This window comes from Streptomyces sp. SudanB52_2052 (assembly GCF_964272415.1).
GTDB lineage: Bacteria > Actinomycetota > Actinomycetes > Streptomycetales > Streptomycetaceae > Streptomyces > Streptomyces olindensis.
In genome coordinates, this window is the sequence record NZ_OZ186796.1 from 3,727,484 (window position 1) to 3,742,344 (window position 14,861).

The following is a 14,861-nucleotide window of genomic DNA, read 5'->3' on the forward strand; positions in this document are numbered from 1 at the left end:
GGGTGGGCGGTGGGGGTCCCCCCTGCTCGAGCGAAGCCGAGAGCTTGGGGGAGGCACCCCGCGCCGCCGGGTTGCGCGCCCACCCGGCTCCAGCGGCAACGCCGGGCAGCTACAGGCTGACCCCGACTGTCACCGGCTCGTTCACCAGCGTGATCCCGAACGCCTCCCGGACCCCGGCCACGACCTCACGGGCCAGGGCGAGGAGGTCTTCCGTCGTCGCGCTCCCCCGGTTCGTCAGCGCCAGCGTGTGCTTCGTGGAGATGCGCGCCGGACCGTCGCCGTAGCCCTTGGTGAAGCCCGCCTTGTCGATCAGCCAGGCCGCGGAGGTCTTGGTGTGCCCCTCGCCGGCGGGGTACGCGGGAGGCTCCACCCCCTCGCCGAGCCGCGCCTGCACGCGCGCGCGGAACACCGCGAAGTCCGCGTCCGTGAGGATCGGGTTGGTGAAGAAGGACCCGGCCGACCAGGTGTCGTGGTCCTCGGGGTCCAGGACCATGCCCTTGCCGGCGCGCAGCTTGAGCACCGTGTCACGGGCCGAGGCGAGCGGGACGCGGTCGCCGGCCTCCACGCCGAGCGCCCGGGCCGTCTCGGCGTACCGCAGGGGCGCGGAGAGGCCGCCGGCGTCCTCCAGGGCGAAGCGGACGCGCAGGACCACGTACCGCTCGGGGTCCGACTTGAAGCGGCTGTGACGGTAGGAGAAGGCGCAGTCCTCGTTGGCCAGGGTGACCGTCTCGCCGGTCCGGCGGTCGTATGCCACGACCTCGGTGATCGTCGAGGAGACCTCCTGGCCGTACGCCCCGACGTTCTGGATGGGGGTCGCGCCCGCCGAGCCGGGGATGCCGGCCAGGCACTCGATGCCGGCCAGGCCCGCCTCGACCGTGCGGGCGACGGCGTCGGTCCACACCTCTCCGGCCGCGAGCTCGAGCTTCGTGCCGTCGAGGGAGAAGCCCTTCGTGGCGATGACGAGGGCCGTGCCGTCGAAGCCCTTGTCGCCGATGACCAGGTTCGAGCCGCCGCCGATGAGCAGCAGTGGGGTGCCCGCCTCGTCGGCTGCGCGGACGACGGCGATCACCTCGTCGTCGGTCGTCGCGGTGATCAGCCGGGTCGCGGGGCCGCCCAGCCGGAAGGTGGTCAGCGGGGCGAGGGGGGCGTCGTGGAGTTCCTGCACGGGCTCAAGAGTACGAGACGGCACTGACGGCGCCGGGCACGCGTGCGTGCGGCCCCGTTCGCGGGGAACGGGGCCGCACGCGCGCGTGGTGGCTTCCAGGGCAGAGGGATCGGCTGAGGGTCAGCGGGCGGCCGTCTCCAGTACGGGTGCCGGTTCCACCGGGGCCGGCTCTCGTTCCGTGCGGCGGCGGGTCGGTATCAGCAGGGCCGCGACGCCCGCGAGGGCGACCACCGCGGAGCCCGTCACCAGGGCGGGCCGCATGCCGTCGACGAAGGTCTGGCCGGTCTCGTAGCCGCCCTGGGCCGCGAAGATCGACGCCATGACGGCGATGCCGAGCGCTCCCCCGACCTCGCGCAGGGCGTTGTTGGCTCCGGACGCGATGCCCTGCTCCTGGGGCCGGACGCTGGACATGACCAGGTGGGAGGCGGGCGCGAAGAACAGGGCCATGCCGATGCCGCTGATGATCAGGGCGGGCAACTGGGCGGCGTAGGAGGCGTCCGCCGTGGCCACGACCGCCATGTAGCCGAGGCCCAGGGCCTGGAGGAAGAGGCCCGCTGCGACGACCGGGCGGCCGCCGACGCGGTCGGCCAGGATGCCGGCGATCGGCGCGACGAGCATCGGCATGCCGGTCCAGGGCAGCATCCTCAGGCCCGCCTCGGTGGGCGAGTAGCCGAGGACGCCCTGCATGTACTGGCTGAGCAGGAAGATCGAGCCGAACATGCCGAGGAACATCAGCAGGCTCGCCGCGTTGATGCCGGAGAACGCCCGGGAGCGGAACAGTCGCATCGGGAGCATGGGGTTCTTGGCGCGGGCGCTGTAGAGGACGAAGCCGGTCAGCAGCGCCGTACCCGCGAACAGGCCCGTGAGGACCAGGCCGCCGGTCCAGCCGTCGGCGGGGCCGCGGACCAGGCCGTAGACGATGCCGAACAGGCCGCCGCTGGCGAGGAGGGTGCCGGGGATGTCGAGCGGGGCTCCGGTGCCGTGGGACTCGGCGAGACGGAGGCGGGCCAGGGGCAGCAGGGCCAGGCCGAGCGGGACGTTCAGCCAGAAGATCCACTGCCAGGAGATGTGTTCGGTGAGGGTGCCGCCGACCAGTGGCCCGGAGGCGACGGCGAGTCCGTTGACGGCTCCCCAGATGCCGTAGGCCATGCCCCGCTTGGCGGCGGGCACGGCCGCGGTCAGCAGGGTGAGCGTCAGCGGCATCATCACCGCGGCTCCGGCGCCCTGCACCGCGCGGGCGGCGATGAGGGAGTCGATGCCGGGCGCCAGGGCCGCCGCCGCCGATGCCCCGGTGAAGACGGCGAGTCCGGCGAGGAAGAGGCGGCGGCGGCCGAAGCGGTCGCCGAGGGCCGCGCCGAACATCAGCAGCACGGCGAAGGTGAGCGTGTAGGCGCTCACGGTCCACTCCAGGTCGTGCAGGGCCCCGCCGAGGTCCTCGCGGATGGAGGGCAGGGCGGTGGTGACGACGAGGTTGTCCAGGGCCGCCATGAACCCGGCGACGCTGGTGATCACGAGGGCCCAGACGGCTCCCCCGCGGCGTGCGGTCTGCTGTGACATCGCTCCCCCAGGAGTGTGTGGTGTCTCTGCGATGATCGATTAGTTATTGATTACTAACTTTCGCGGACATCGAAAGGCGCAGCGCAGGCGCCTTCACAGGTCAGTGCTGCAGCCCCTTGGCGCGCGCCGAGGGGTACATGCCCTCCCAGACGCGGTGCTCGGGCGGGAATCCCATGGCGACGAGGCAGTTGATGAGCATCCCGTACGCCATGAACTGCGTCGTCTCGGCGGCGTCGGCCCCGAGCGGCAGATGGACGGTGTCCCACAGCCGCATCCAGCCGGCCCGCACCGACTCGCCGAACTCGTGGTCGCCCTCTTCCTCGGCGGCCTTCACGGCGACGTACATCTGCATCTGCATCAGGAGCCGCTCGGGCCGCTCCTCGATGACCTTGGTGTAGGCGTTCCCCATGGCGTGCAGGGCCTCTTCGCCGTGCAGGCCCTCGGATGCCTCCGCGAAGGTGCGGATGGTGTCCTCCACACAGCGCTCCGCCGCCGCCAGGAAGATCGCCTTCTTGCCCGGGAAGAGCCGGAACAGGTACGGCTGCGAGACCCCGACGCGCCGGGCGATCGCCTCGGTCGACGTGCCGTGGTAGCCGCCGCGGGCGAACTCGGTTGTCGCCGCGCGGATGACGCTCTCGCGTCGCTCCTCCGCACTCATCCTGACCATGCGGCTAAGTTAGTGCTCAATCACTAACCAAGTCAAGCGCAGGTCCATCCATCCCCCTCCACCGACACGTAAGGGGCGCCCCGCAATGAAGAGCGCCCCTTACCTCGGTACCTCGTGTCCGGCCTCAGGCCAGCCGTACGACCGCCCGCGACATGCCCAGCACCTTCTGCCCGGCGCTGGTCGCCGTCAGGTCCACGCGGACCGTGTTGTCGTCGAGCTTGGCCGCGACCTTGCCGCTGACCTCGATCTCGGCGCCCTTGTCGTCGTTGGGCACGACGACCGGCTTGGTGAAGCGGACGCCGTACTCGACGACCGCGCCGGGGTCGCCGACCCAGTCGGTGACCACGCGGATCGCCTCGGCCATGGTGAACATGCCGTGCGCGATGACGTCCGGCAGGCCGACCTCCTTGGCGAACTTCTCGTTCCAGTGGATGGGGTTGAAGTCGCCGGAGGCACCCGCGTACTGGACGAGGGTGGCGCGGGTCACGGGGAAGGTCTGCGCGGGCAGTTCGGTGCCGACCTCGACGTCGGAGTAGGAGATCTTCGCCGTCATGTGATCGCTCACGCCTCCTCGGCCGCGCGGGCCACGAGCTTGGTCCAGGCGGTCACGACGTGCTCGCCGGCCTCGTCGTGGACCTCACCGCGGATGTCCAGGATGTCGTTGCCCGCGAGGGACTTGATCGCCTCGATGGTCGAAGTGACCGTGAGCCGGTCGCCGGCGCGGACCGGACGGCGGTAGGCGAACTTCTGGTCGCCGTGCACCACCCTGCTGTAGTCCAGGCCGAGCCGGGGGTCCTGGACGACCTGGCCGGCCGCCTTGAAGGTGATCGAGAACACGAAGGTCGGCGGGGCGATGACGTCCGGGTGACCGAGCGCCTTGGCGGCCTCCGCGTCCGTGTACGCCGGGTTGGCGTCCCCGACCGCCTCGGCGAACTCGCGGATCTTCTCCCGGCCCACCTCGTACGGCTCGGTGGGCGGGTACGTCCGCCCCACGAAGGACTGGTCGAGCGCCATGGCCCGGCACCTCCTGGTTGCGCTACTGAACGGTACGAGTCATTCAACGACGCGAGGCCGCCCCCGATCACTCGGGAGCGGCCTCGCGTACGAGCCTGTTTTATCGCGTCTCGCGGTGCGCGGTGTGCGCGTTGCAACGCGGGCAGTGCTTCTTCATCTCAAGACGGTCCGGGTTGTTACGCCGGTTCTTCTTGGTGATGTAGTTCCGCTCCTTGCACTCCACGCAGGCCAGCGTGATCTTCGGGCGGACGTCGGTGGCAGCCACGTGAGTGCTCCTTGACGAACGGATTGATTCTGATTAACGCAAGAAGAGTAGCCGATCGAAGGACCGACCCCGCAATCGGCTACTGAGAGTAGCGGTGACCGGACTTGAACCGGTGACACAGCGATTATGAGCCGCTTGCTCTACCGACTGAGCTACACCGCTTTGATGTGGTCGGTCCCGCCTCGCGACGGGAGCCGTTCACACCAGAGCCCCAAAACGGAATCGAACCGTTGACCTTCTCCTTACCATGGAGACGCTCTGCCGACTGAGCTATTGGGGCGAGCGATGAAGACATTACACGGTCCGCCGCCGTTCACCCAAATCCGTTTCGAGGCGCCCCGCCCGCGCGCCCGGACCGTCCTCCCAGCCGGCCCGTGCGTGCCTCCCTTCCCGCACGGCGGACCACACCGGTACGACTATTGCGCTCCTCCCCGCGACGGGCGGGAGGCCGTCCTAGGCTCGACTCACTCTGAGTGATCATGCGTCCTCGCGTGCGCAGCCCGAGCCCCTGGAGCGCGATGCCCGACAGCCAGCCGCAGCCACCCCAGCCCTCGTCGTCCTCGCCGGGTCCGGCCGACGCGTCCTCGCTGCTGCTGTGCGGGGCGCGGCTCACCGACGGCAGGACGGTGGACGTACGGCTGGGCGGTGGGCGCATCGAGGCCGTCGGCACGGCCGGCAGCCTGGCGGCGGGCGGCACGCGCGCGTGCGGGGCGCGGGTGGACCTCAGCGGCTACCTGCTGCTGCCCGCCCCGGCCGAACCGCACGCGCACGCAGACACCGCCCTGTCGGCAGACGCCGAGGGGCCGGTCTCGTACGAGCCCCAGGACGTCCAGCGCCGGGCGACCGAGGCCGCGCTGCTCCAGCTCGGGCACGGCGCGACGGCGGTGCGGGCGCACGTGCGCGTGGGAGACGTCCAGGGGCTGGGCGCGCTGGCGGCGGTGCTGCGGGCGCGGCGGGCGCTGCGCGGGCTCGCGGAGCTGACGACGGTGGCGATGCCCCGGGTGCTGACCGGGGTGGCCGGGGCGGACGGGCTGGCGGTGCTGCGGGACGCGGTGAAGATGGGCGCCTCGGTGGTGGGCGGCCGGCCCGACCTCGACCCCGATCCCGCGGGGTACGTGGAGGCGGTCCTGGAGGTGGCTTCCGAGCACGGCTGCCCCGTCGACCTGCACACGGACGCGGGGGATCCGGCGCGGCTGGCCCGGCTCGCGGCCATGGCGGGCGGGCTGCGTCCCGGGGTGACGCTCAGCCCGTGCGGGGACCTCGGCCGACTTCCGTCCGAGGTGGCCTCGCGTACGGCCGACCAGCTGGCGGCGGCCGGGGTGGCGGTGGTGTGCCTGCCGCAGGGCGGCTGCGGCGGTGTCGACCGGCGGGGGGCGGCTCCCGTGCGGCTGCTGCGCTCGGCCGGGGTGCGGGTGGCCGCCGGGAGCGGGGCGTTGCGGGACGTGTCGAACCCGGTGGGGCGCGGTGACCCGCTGGAGGCGGCCTTCCTGCTGGCCTCGCGGTACGGGCTGGCGCCCGAGGAGGCGTACGACACGGTGAGCTCATCGGCGCGGGCGGTGCTGGGGCTGCCCGAGGTGCGGGTGGAGGCGGGTTTCCCGGCCGAGTTGCTGGCGGTACGCGGGGACCGGCTGGCGGGGGCGCTGTCGCTGGCGTACAGCAGGGTGGTCGTGCACCGGGGGCGCGTGGTGGCGCGGACCAGCGCGGTGCGGGAGTACTGCAGCTCGACGGCCTCGGTGGAGCTGGGGCTGCCACGGCAGGGGCGGGGCGAGGTGTCGTAGGGGCCGTGGCGGGGGGCGTACGGGTCATGGCCGGGGGCCGTAGGGGCCGTGGCGGGGTGTGGTCCAAGTCGTGCGGCGGACGGGGCTGTCCGGGCGTACGGTCGAAGGCATGCGCATTGTCATCGCTGGTGGTCATGGTCAGATCGCGTTGCGGCTGGAGCGGTTGCTCGCCGCGCGCGGGGACGAGGTAGCGGGGATCATCCGCAAGGCCGAGCAGGCCGACGATCTGCGGCAGGCCGGTGCGGAACCGGTCGTGCTCGACCTGGAGTCGGCGTCCGTGGACGAGGTCGCGGAGCGGCTGCGGGGCGCCGACGTGGCGGTCTTCGCGGCAGGCGCGGGCCCGGGCAGCGGGGCGGCCCGCAAGGACACGGTGGACAAGGCCGCGGCGGTCCTCTTCGCGGACGCGGCGGTGAAGGCGGGCGTGCGGCGCTTCCTGATCGTGTCGTCCATGGGGGCCGACCCGGAGCACGAGGGCGACGAGATCTTCGACGTGTACCTGCGTGCCAAGGGTGAGGCGGACGCGTATGTGCGCGGCCTGGACGCCCTGGACTGGACGATCCTGCGCCCCGGCCGGCTCACCGACGACGCAGGCACCGGCCTCGTCCGCCTGGAGGCGCACACGGGCCGGGGGCCGATCCCGCGTGAGGACGTGGCCGCCGTCCTGGCCGAGTTGGCGGACACTCCCGCGACGGCCGGGCTCACCCTGGAGCTGATCAGCGGTTCGGCGCCGGTGTCGGTGGCGGTGAAGTCGGTGGCGGGGAACTGAGGTTCGGGGCGCCCCGCACAGCGGGAGCGCCTAGAACAGGGGCAGTTGGCCCGGGAACTCCGGCACCGCGTAGCCGTCCAGGGACGGTTGCTCCGGGCCGGGGCGGGCCTGGCGGCGGGAGCCCGGGCACGAGGTGAGTTCGCCGTGCTCGCGGGCGCCGGGCGGGTCGTGCCGCGCGTACCGCCCGGCGACGACGGCGATCTCTCGGCGGCACTCGGGGCAGGCTCTGCGGCGGGTGGACATGGGGTCAGTGTGCCGCGCCGACGGGCCGGGCATGCCTCTCCGTCCTGAGCTGGCGCTGGTCCACGAGACCCTCGACCTGCCCGGCGACGAGGGCCTGTCCCTCACCGTCTACAGCGCCGATCCGGGAACGCCGACCGCGGACGCCCTGCGCCTCCTCGCCAGTTGGGCGGCCCCGAACCACGAGACCGAGCCCGCTGCACGGGCCGACACCGAGCACTGACACCGGGCACTGACACCGGTCGGGTTCCTGCCCTACCAGGTGCACCGGCCCTCCCCCGACACCGACATCTCCGAGACGCTGGGCGCCCTGACGGACCTGGTGCGCCAGGGCAAGGTCCGCTACCTCGGCTCGTCCACCTTCCCCGGCAGTCAGATCGTCGAGGCTCAGTGGGCCGCTCACGACCGGCGCCTGGAGCGGTTCGTGTGCGAGCAGGCGCCGTACTCCATGCTGGTGCGCGGCATCGAGGCCGACGTCCTGCCCACCGCCGCCCGGCACGGCATGGGAGTGATCACCTACAGCCCGCTGGCAGGCGGCTGGCTCTCCGGCCGCTGGCGCCAGGACGCCGACCTGCCGACCCCCTCCCCGGCCCGGCAGCGACTGGCCGACCGCTTCGACATGTCCCTGCCGGTCAACCAGCGCAAGCTGGAGGCGACCGAGGCTCTCGCCCGGCTGGCCGAGGACAACGGCATGACGCTGATCGAGATGGCCATCGCGTTCACACTCAACCACCCCTCGGTCACCTCCGCCCTCATCGGCCCGCGCACGCTGCAGCACCTTCGGACGCAGTTGCCCGCGGCCGACGTGACCCTCGACGCCGCGGTCCTGGACCGCATCGACGAACTCGTCACGCCCGGCACGGTCATCAACCCGGCCGACAGCAGCTTCGTCAATCCGGCCTTGCAGCCGGAGGCCCGCCGACGCTGACGGCACGCCCGGGCGAGCACCTTTATGATCTTCGTCACGCCGCGCTGTCCACCGGGCCCGGTTCCGTTGCCGAGCCGCCGCTTGTGGCCGAGCGGGCCGGTGTCCGCGGCGTGGCTGTGCCGTCCCCCGTGGACGCCGGATCCGGAAGATCCCGAAGGGGCTGCGACGAGGCGGCGAAGGCGGAGTTCCAGGAGCGCGCCCGCACGGGCACGGCTGATCACCGTGGACGTGACGCCCCTCCGCCGAGAGGCTCGCAAGGTGATCTCACGACCGCATGACGAAGGGCCCGTGACCTGCTGTATTCGCAGGTCACGGGCCCTTCGTTTCCCGTGTGGCGGCGCCAGGATTCGAACCTGGGAAGGCTGAGCCGGCAGATTTACAGTCTGCTCCCTTTGGCCGCTCGGGCACACCGCCGGGGTAGCTGCCCGGCGAGCCGCTTTCCGGCGGCGCTCCGTGGCAACGACGTAAACAATACCCGATGCGCAGGGGTGCTTCGCCACCCGATTGATCGGCGCCCGGAGGGCGGGGGGTGGCTAGGCTTGTCCGGATGCGGCCAGGGACCTGAACGGGCCCGGCGGCCGCCACGTACGCCGGTACGCACGACACGCACCCCGATACAAGGAGCCACAGGACATGGCCGACTCCAGTTTCGACATCGTCTCGAAGGTCGAGCGGCAGGAGGTCGACAACGCCCTCAACCAGGCCGCCAAGGAGATCTCGCAGCGCTACGACTTCAAGGGCGTGGGCGCCTCGATCGCGTGGTCCGGTGAGAAGATCCTCATGGAGGCGAACTCCGAGGAGCGGGTGAAGGCTGTCCTCGACGTCTTCCAGTCCAAGCTGATCAAGCGGGGCATCTCGCTGAAGGCCCTGGACGCGGGTGAGCCCCAGCTCTCCGGCAAGGAGTACAAGATCTTCGCGTCCATCAAGGAGGGCATCTCCCAGGAGAACGCGAAGAAGGTGGCGAAGACCATCCGCGACGAGGGCCCGAAGGGCGTGAAGGCGCAGGTGCAGGGCGAGGAGCTGCGGGTCAGCTCCAAGAGCCGTGACGATCTGCAGGCCGTCATCGCCCTGCTGAAGGGCAAGGACTTCGACTTCGCGATGCAGTTCGTGAACTACAGGTAGGCCCGCTCGGGTCCCTGGGCTCCACGCTCTGCACGGGTACGAGGAAGGGTGGGCACCTGCCGGTGCCCACCCTTCTCGCCTGCTGGCCGCGGTCCGTGTGCGCGGTTCCGCGCGGCTCAATCGCGCGAGTGGCCGAACAGGAGGCGGTAGGCGATCAGGAGGACGAGCGATCCGCCGATCGCCGCGGCCCAGGTGGTGCCGTCGTAGAAGTCCTTGGTGATCGGGTGGTCCATCCAGCGGGCCGATATCCAGCCGCCGATGAACGCACCCGCGATGCCGATCAGGGTCGTGCCGATGAGGCCGCCCGGGTCGCGCCCCGGCAGCAGGAACTTCGCGATGGCTCCGGCCAACAGTCCCAGGATGATCCAGCTGATGATGGTCATGCCGTGAACCTGCCCTTTCACGCTGTGCCCGCACTGTCCCGGCCCTGTGATCCTGCTCCCGGATCTCGCTCCCGGCAGGCCGTGCTCGTGCGCCGTACGTCGGGCGTCCCGTGTGCGTCGTTGCCCGCGCGCGGTCACGCCGTCTTGCCGTGTAGGACGTCCCGGGGGTCACCGCCGGTTGCGCTGATCAGCGGGGTGTGGCGCGTGGCTCACCTCCGGCATTCACGGCCGGCATCGGTCAAGGGCCTTGCGGCGTGCCTGCCCGTGCGGGAGGGGAAGTCCGGCCCGGTCGGCGTGTGTTGCGGGTGCCGGCTGTGGCTCGGGGCGGCAACTGCTCGGATACCGGGCTGCCTCGGCGCGGCGTCAGCGCACCGCGAACGGCTCGTCCGTCCGTACGATGTCGCGGCCCAGCGGGAGCAGCGAGACCGGGATCAGCTTGAAGTTGGCGATGCCCAGCGGGATGCCGATGATCGTGACACACAGGGCGATGCCGGTGGCGATGTGGCCGAGGGCCAGCCACCAGCCCGCGAGGACCAGCCACAGCACGTTGCCGACGCAGGACGGGGCGCCCGCGTCCCGGCGCTCGACCGTCGTGTACCCGAAGGGCCACAGGGCGTAGACGCCGATGCGGAAGGCCGCGACGCCGAACGGGATGCCGATGATGGTGATGCAGAGGAGCAGGCCCGCCAGCATGTAGGCGAGGAACAGCCAGAAGCCGCTGAAGACGAGCCATATGACGTTGAGGATGGTCTTCACTGATTCCCACCTGCCATCTTCTCGAGCCGGGCGATGCGGTCCGCCATCGGCGGGTGTGTGGAGAACATCTTCGAGAGGCCCTGACCGGGGCGGAACGGGTTCGCGATCATCATGTGGCTGGCGGTCTCGATACGGGGCTCGGGCGGCAGCGGGAGCTGCTTCGTGCCCAGTTCGAGCTTGCGCAGGGCGCTGGCCAGGGCGAGCGGGTCGCCCGTGAGCTGGGCGCCGGAGGCGTCCGCCTGGTACTCCCGGGAGCGGCTGATGGCCAGTTGGATGAGGGAGGCGGCGAGCGGGCCCAGGATCATGATCAGCAGCATGCCGAGCAGGCCGGGGCCGTCATCGTCGTCGGAGCGCCCGATCGGGATCAGCCAGGCGAAGTTGACCAGGAACATGATCACGGAGGCGAGGGCGCCGGCGACCGACGAGAGGAGGATGTCGCGGTTGTAGACGTGGCTGAGCTCGTGGCCGATGACGCCGCGCAGCTCGCGCTCGTCCAGGAGGCGCAGGATGCCGTCGGTGCAGCACACGGCGGCGTTGCGTGGATTGCGGCCCGTCGCGAAGGCGTTGGGCGCCTCCGTCGGCGAGATGTACAGGCGTGGCATGGGCTGGCGGGCCTGGGTGGAGAGCTCGCGGACCATGCGGTAGAGCCCCGGGGCCTCGAACTCGCTCACCGGGCGGGCGCGCATCGCGCGGAGCGCCAGCTTGTCGCTGTTCCAGTACGCGTACGCGTTGGTGGCCAGCGCTACCAGGACGGCGATGACGAGCCCCATGCGGCCGAAGAAGCTGCCGATGACGATGATGAGTGCGGACAGTCCTCCGAGGAGGACTGCTGTCCTGAGCCCGTTGTGCCGGCGGTGCACGGTACGCCCTCCAAGTGGTGCGGCAGGGGGACCCTTGCTTGCTGTCTCGCGGTGCCACCGGTGTCGTGGTGTCACGTCCAGTGGACCCTCCCGTACTGGTCAACGCCAGGCGAGAGGCACTAGTTCCCTTGTGCGCGCGGGGCCGGCCGTGGACCGTACGGGTGACGGCTGCGGGCGCGCCACGCACGCGTGCGGGACCGAGTGCCCACACGCGCGTGGTGAAAGCGCGACCGGTGTGACCGCGCCGGGTCGGACCGGGGTCAGAAGAGGCCGGTGTCCGTGAAGCGCAGGACCAGCTGGGGCGCCCCGGACAGGGCGATGCCGAGGACGCCGGTCAGGGCGATCGCGGCGGTGAGCGGGGCGGGCACGCGGTGCTTCTCGGGTTCGCCCTCGGGGGCGCGGAAGAGCAGGGCCGTCCACTGGAGGTAGTAGAACAGCGCGATGACGACGTTGACGGCCATGACCACGGCCAGCCAGCCGAGGCCGGCGTCGACGGCCGCCGAGAAGACGGTGACCTTGGCGAAGAGGCCGATGATGCCCGGCGGCAGCCCGGCGAGGCAGAGCAGGAAGAACGCCAGGAGCAGCGCGGACAGCGGGCTCGACGCGTACAGGCCGCGGTAGTCGGCGACGCGGTTGAGGATCTTCGTCCGGCCGACGAGCGCGGCCACGGCGAAGGCGCCCAGGTTCACGGCGCCGTACATCAGGGCGTAGGCGACGGTGGAGCCGATCGACTTCTCGGCGTCCCCGGAGTACGCGGCGGCCGCGATCGGCACCAGCAGGTAGCCGGCCTGCCCGACGGAGGACCAGGCGAGCAGGCGAACCGCGCTGTACGCGCGCGTGGCCTGTTGGCGGAGGGCTCCGACGTTGCCGACGGTCATGGTGAGCGCGGCCAGGGCCGCCAGGGCGGGGCCCCAGACGTCGGCGTACGACGGCAGGGCGACGACCGTGACGAGGATCAGGCCGCTGAAGCCGACCGCCTTGCCGATGACCGACAGGTAGGCGGCGATGGGCAGGGGCGCGCCCACGTAGGTGTCCGGGACCCAGAAGTGGAACGGCACGGCGGCGGTCTTGAAGGCGAAGCCGACGAGGGTGAGGACGACGCCGGTCTGGGCGAGCGTGTGGAGCTGTCCGTCGACGTTCTGGATGCGGTCGGCGATCTGGGTGAGGTAGAGGGTGCCCGTGGAGGCGTACAGGAAGCTGATGCCCATGAGGCTGACCGCGGTCGCGGTGACCGAGGACAGGAAGAACTTCAGGGCCGCCTCCGAGGACCTGCGGTCGCCGTACCTGAGTCCGACCAGCGCGAAGGCGGGCAGGGACGCGACCTCCAGGGCGACGATCAGGGTCGCGAGGTCGCGGGAGGCGGGCAGGAGGGCCGCCCCGGCCGCGGAGGACAGCAGCAGGAACCAGTACTCCCCCTCGGGCAGGCCCTTGCGGGCGTCCTTCAGGGCGGTGACCGACAGGAGGGCCGCGAGGAGGGCGCCGCCGAGCACCAGGAACTGGATGACCAGGGTGAAGCGGTCCGCCGTGTAGCTGCACACGGCCGCGTCGCCGGTCAGGCAGAAGGTGCTGCGGTCGCCGTCCAGGAGGGGCAGCAGCATCAGTGTGGCGGCTGCCAGGCCCGCCACCGACGTCCAGCCGAGGAGCGCCTTGCGGTGCTCGGCGACGAACAGGTCGGCGACCAGGACGACCAGTCCGATGACCGCCGCGAGGGTGGGCGGAGCGATCGCCAGCCAGTCGACGGACTGGACCAGCGACGCGGCCAGGGGCTGGGCCGGGGAGCTCATCGGGTGCCTCCTGCGAGGAGCTGCTGGACGGCCGGGTCGCTCAGGCCGAGGAGGGCCTTGGGCCACAGGCCCGCGACGACGGTGAGGACGACGAGCGGGGTCCACGCCGCGAACTCGTACGAGCGGACGTCGGTGAGCCGGGGGGCGTCCTGGGGCAGGGCGCCCATGCAGACGCGGCGGACCACGATCAGCAGGTACGCGGCCGTCAGCAGCGTCCCGAACGCGCCGATCGCCATGAAGGTGAGGAAGGCCGCACGGTTGAGGCCCTCGGCGGGCTGGAACGCGCCGAACAGGGCCAGCATCTCGCCCCAGAAGCCGGCCAGGCCCGGCAGACCGAGCGAGGCGACCGCGCCGAACGCGAGCAGGCCGCCGAGGCGCGGGGCCCTGCCGTAGAGCGCGGCGCCGGTCTCCTCGGCGAGGGTGTCCAGGTCGGTGGTACCGGTGCGGTCCTTCAGGGCTCCGACCAGGAAGAACAGCAGGCCGGTGATGAGACCGTGGGCGATGTTGGCGAAGAGGGCGCCGTTCACGCCGGTCGGGGTCATGGTCGAGATGCCGAGCAGGACGAAGCCCATGTGGCCGACGGAGGAGTAGGCGATGAGGCGCTTCAGGTCGCCCTTCGCGCCCTGCTTGGCGAGGGCCAGGCAGGCGAGGGATCCGTAGATGATGCCGACGACGGCCAGGGCGGCGAGGTAGGGCGCGAAGGTGCGGAAGCCGTCCGGTGCGATGGGGAGCAGGATCCGGACGAATCCGTACGTACCCATCTTCAGCAGGACGCCGGCCAGCAGGACCGAGCCGACGGTCGGAGCGGCGGTGTGGGCGTCGGGCAGCCAGCTGTGCAGGGGCCACATCGGCGTCTTGACCGCGAGCCCGATCCCGATCGCCAGAACGGCGATGACCTGCACCGATGTGGTCAGCGACCGGCCGTTGTCAGTGGCGAGTGCCATCATGTCGAACGTGCCCGCCTTGATCCCGATCAGGAGCAGGCCGAGCAGCATGACCACGGATCCGAGCAGCGTGTAGAGGATGAACCGCCACGCGGCCTGGCTCCGGTCCTCACCGCCCCAGCGGGCGATGAGGAAGTACATCGGGATGAGGACCATCTCGAAGGCCAGGAAGAACAGCAGCAGGTCGAGGACGGCGAAGGTGGCCAGCGTGCCGGACTCGAGGACGAGCAGCAGGGCGACGAAGGCCTTCGGGGTCGGCCCCGCGGGCATCTTGAAGTACGAGTAGAGCGCGCAGAGGAAGGTCAGCAGCGCGGTCAGGACCAGAAGGGGGAGGGAGATGCCGTCGATGCCGAGGTGGATGCGTACGTCGAGTGCGGGGATCCAGCTGATGTCGGTGCTGGCCTGCATCTTCGACGGCTGGTCGTGGTCGAAGCCGAGCGCGAGGACGACCGCTGCGATGAGGACGGCGCCGGTGACGGTGACGCCGTGCCGGAGCACGGCCTGCTCGGGCGACTTCCCCTTCAGCCCGGGCGGGGCCGGCAGGAGAGCCGCGGCGGCGCCGAGGAGCGGGCCGACGACGACGAATGCCAGAAGGAACTGCATCACGGACTCGTTGATATCGATCACGCCTG

At 71.3% G+C, this 14,861-nt stretch carries 17 protein-coding genes and 3 tRNA genes; 5 read left to right on the forward strand and 15 right to left on the reverse strand.

All coding sequences use genetic code 11. The features are described from left to right. Nucleotides 1–109: 109 nt before the first annotated feature. From ACSUPV_RS16380 to ACSUPV_RS16415, 8 genes are all read right to left on the reverse strand, one after another. Nucleotides 110–1,165 carry a UDP-N-acetylmuramate dehydrogenase gene (locus ACSUPV_RS16380; RefSeq protein WP_037763633.1) on the reverse strand — a complete coding sequence of 352 codons (1,056 nt, stop codon included), beginning with the start codon at nucleotides 1,163–1,165 and terminating at the stop codon, nucleotides 110–112. A 120-nt stretch (nucleotides 1,166–1,285) separates the two neighbouring features. After that, nucleotides 1,286–2,722: an MFS transporter gene (locus ACSUPV_RS16385; protein WP_436947732.1), complete on the reverse strand. Its 1,437-nt coding sequence runs from the start codon at nucleotides 2,720–2,722 to the stop codon at nucleotides 1,286–1,288. 100 nt (nucleotides 2,723–2,822) lie between these two features. After that, nucleotides 2,823–3,389: a TetR/AcrR family transcriptional regulator gene (locus ACSUPV_RS16390; RefSeq protein WP_031118809.1), complete on the reverse strand. Its 567-nt coding sequence runs from the start codon at nucleotides 3,387–3,389 to the stop codon at nucleotides 2,823–2,825. A gap of 124 nt (nucleotides 3,390–3,513) precedes the next feature. Continuing rightward, nucleotides 3,514–3,942 carry a MaoC family dehydratase gene (locus tag ACSUPV_RS16395; RefSeq protein ID WP_031118810.1) on the reverse strand — a complete coding sequence of 143 codons (429 nt, stop codon included), beginning with the start codon at nucleotides 3,940–3,942 and terminating at the stop codon, nucleotides 3,514–3,516. 8 nt (nucleotides 3,943–3,950) lie between these two features. Next, nucleotides 3,951–4,403, reverse strand: coding sequence for an FAS1-like dehydratase domain-containing protein (locus ACSUPV_RS16400; RefSeq protein WP_031118811.1), 453 nt, complete (start codon nucleotides 4,401–4,403; stop codon nucleotides 3,951–3,953). A gap of 100 nt (nucleotides 4,404–4,503) precedes the next feature. Next, the gene (rpmG, locus tag ACSUPV_RS16405; RefSeq protein ID WP_003948671.1) at nucleotides 4,504–4,668 is read right to left on the reverse strand and encodes a 50S ribosomal protein L33; all 165 of its coding nucleotides are present in this window, start codon (nucleotides 4,666–4,668) and stop codon (nucleotides 4,504–4,506) included. 89 nt (nucleotides 4,669–4,757) lie between these two features. Beyond that, nucleotides 4,758–4,830: transfer RNA gene (locus tag ACSUPV_RS16410), tRNA-Met, on the reverse strand. A gap of 45 nt (nucleotides 4,831–4,875) precedes the next feature. After that, nucleotides 4,876–4,948, reverse strand: a tRNA-Thr gene (locus tag ACSUPV_RS16415). Between the two features lie 238 nt (nucleotides 4,949–5,186). On the opposite strand from ACSUPV_RS16415, the gene ACSUPV_RS16420 reads away from it, so the two are divergent. Continuing rightward, nucleotides 5,187–6,446: an amidohydrolase family protein gene (locus tag ACSUPV_RS16420; protein WP_436949906.1), complete on the forward strand. Its 1,260-nt coding sequence runs from the start codon at nucleotides 5,187–5,189 to the stop codon at nucleotides 6,444–6,446. A gap of 109 nt (nucleotides 6,447–6,555) precedes the next feature. Then, nucleotides 6,556–7,212, forward strand: coding sequence for an SDR family oxidoreductase (locus tag ACSUPV_RS16425; protein WP_031118813.1), 657 nt, complete (start codon nucleotides 6,556–6,558; stop codon nucleotides 7,210–7,212). A gap of 30 nt (nucleotides 7,213–7,242) precedes the next feature. Here the strand turns inward: ACSUPV_RS16425 and ACSUPV_RS16430 are convergent, their stop codons facing one another. Continuing rightward, on the reverse strand, nucleotides 7,243–7,455 hold the full coding sequence (locus ACSUPV_RS16430; RefSeq protein ID WP_031118814.1) for a hypothetical protein: 213 nt from the start codon (nucleotides 7,453–7,455) through the stop codon (nucleotides 7,243–7,245). Nucleotides 7,456–7,486: 31 nt separating this feature from the next. Here ACSUPV_RS16430 and ACSUPV_RS16435 point away from each other — a divergent pair, with 31 nt between their 5' ends. Then, nucleotides 7,487–7,675 carry an MmyB family transcriptional regulator gene (locus ACSUPV_RS16435; protein ID WP_436947733.1) on the forward strand — a complete coding sequence of 63 codons (189 nt, stop codon included), beginning with the start codon at nucleotides 7,487–7,489 and terminating at the stop codon, nucleotides 7,673–7,675. Between the two features lie 39 nt (nucleotides 7,676–7,714). Further along, complete coding sequence (locus tag ACSUPV_RS16440; protein ID WP_436947734.1) at nucleotides 7,715–8,380, forward strand: aldo/keto reductase; 666 nt, start codon at nucleotides 7,715–7,717, stop codon at nucleotides 8,378–8,380. A 332-nt stretch (nucleotides 8,381–8,712) separates the two neighbouring features. Here the strand turns inward: ACSUPV_RS16440 and ACSUPV_RS16445 are convergent. Continuing rightward, nucleotides 8,713–8,794: transfer RNA gene (locus ACSUPV_RS16445), tRNA-Tyr, on the reverse strand. A 219-nt stretch (nucleotides 8,795–9,013) separates the two neighbouring features. On the opposite strand from ACSUPV_RS16445, the gene ACSUPV_RS16450 reads away from it, so the two are divergent. Then, nucleotides 9,014–9,502, forward strand: a complete 489-nt coding sequence (locus ACSUPV_RS16450; protein WP_031118816.1) for a YajQ family cyclic di-GMP-binding protein — start codon at nucleotides 9,014–9,016, stop codon at nucleotides 9,500–9,502. Between the two features lie 116 nt (nucleotides 9,503–9,618). Here ACSUPV_RS16450 and ACSUPV_RS16455 read toward each other — a convergent pair whose 3' ends face one another. From ACSUPV_RS16455 to ACSUPV_RS16475, 5 genes are all read right to left on the reverse strand, one after another. Then, nucleotides 9,619–9,885, reverse strand: a complete 267-nt coding sequence (locus tag ACSUPV_RS16455; protein WP_030234067.1) for a GlsB/YeaQ/YmgE family stress response membrane protein — start codon at nucleotides 9,883–9,885, stop codon at nucleotides 9,619–9,621. A gap of 363 nt (nucleotides 9,886–10,248) precedes the next feature. Continuing rightward, nucleotides 10,249–10,641, reverse strand: coding sequence for a YccF domain-containing protein (locus ACSUPV_RS16460; protein ID WP_031118817.1), 393 nt, complete (start codon nucleotides 10,639–10,641; stop codon nucleotides 10,249–10,251). After that, the gene (gene htpX, locus ACSUPV_RS16465; protein WP_359784828.1) at nucleotides 10,638–11,501 is read right to left on the reverse strand and encodes a zinc metalloprotease HtpX; all 864 of its coding nucleotides are present in this window, start codon (nucleotides 11,499–11,501) and stop codon (nucleotides 10,638–10,640) included. The genes ACSUPV_RS16460 and htpX overlap by 4 nt, the downstream gene beginning before the upstream one ends. 260 nt (nucleotides 11,502–11,761) lie before the next feature. After that, nucleotides 11,762–13,285, reverse strand: coding sequence for an NADH-quinone oxidoreductase subunit N (locus ACSUPV_RS16470; protein WP_031118819.1), 1,524 nt, complete (start codon nucleotides 13,283–13,285; stop codon nucleotides 11,762–11,764). Then, on the reverse strand, nucleotides 13,282–14,856 hold the full coding sequence (locus ACSUPV_RS16475; protein WP_037763612.1) for a complex I subunit 4 family protein: 1,575 nt from the start codon (nucleotides 14,854–14,856) through the stop codon (nucleotides 13,282–13,284). Before ACSUPV_RS16475 ends, ACSUPV_RS16470 begins: the two co-directional genes overlap by 4 nt. Between the last annotated feature and the right edge of the window lie 5 nt (nucleotides 14,857–14,861).

Excerpts from the sequence above, each read along its gene's own strand:
- ACSUPV_RS16450 (WP_031118816.1), top strand. The coding sequence starts at position 9,014 with ATGGCCGACTCCAGTTTCGACATCGTCTCGAAGGTCGAGCGGCAGGAG.
- ACSUPV_RS16425 (WP_031118813.1), top strand. The coding sequence starts at position 6,556 with ATGCGCATTGTCATCGCTGGTGGTCATGGTCAGATCGCGTTGCGGCTG.
- ACSUPV_RS16390 (WP_031118809.1), bottom strand. The coding sequence starts at position 3,389 with ATGGTCAGGATGAGTGCGGAGGAGCGACGCGAGAGCGTCATCCGCGCG.
- ACSUPV_RS16455 (WP_030234067.1), bottom strand. The coding sequence starts at position 9,885 with ATGACCATCATCAGCTGGATCATCCTGGGACTGTTGGCCGGAGCCATC.
- ACSUPV_RS16400 (WP_031118811.1), bottom strand. The coding sequence starts at position 4,403 with ATGGCGCTCGACCAGTCCTTCGTGGGGCGGACGTACCCGCCCACCGAG.
- ACSUPV_RS16435 (WP_436947733.1), top strand. The coding sequence starts at position 7,487 with ATGCCTCTCCGTCCTGAGCTGGCGCTGGTCCACGAGACCCTCGACCTG.
- ACSUPV_RS16385 (WP_436947732.1), bottom strand. The coding sequence starts at position 2,722 with ATGTCACAGCAGACCGCACGCCGCGGGGGAGCCGTCTGGGCCCTCGTG.
- ACSUPV_RS16430 (WP_031118814.1), bottom strand. The coding sequence starts at position 7,455 with ATGTCCACCCGCCGCAGAGCCTGCCCCGAGTGCCGCCGAGAGATCGCC.
- ACSUPV_RS16470 (WP_031118819.1), bottom strand. The coding sequence starts at position 13,285 with ATGAGCTCCCCGGCCCAGCCCCTGGCCGCGTCGCTGGTCCAGTCCGTC.
- ACSUPV_RS16420 (WP_436949906.1), top strand. The coding sequence starts at position 5,187 with ATGCCCGACAGCCAGCCGCAGCCACCCCAGCCCTCGTCGTCCTCGCCG.
- ACSUPV_RS16395 (WP_031118810.1), bottom strand. The coding sequence starts at position 3,942 with ATGACGGCGAAGATCTCCTACTCCGACGTCGAGGTCGGCACCGAACTG.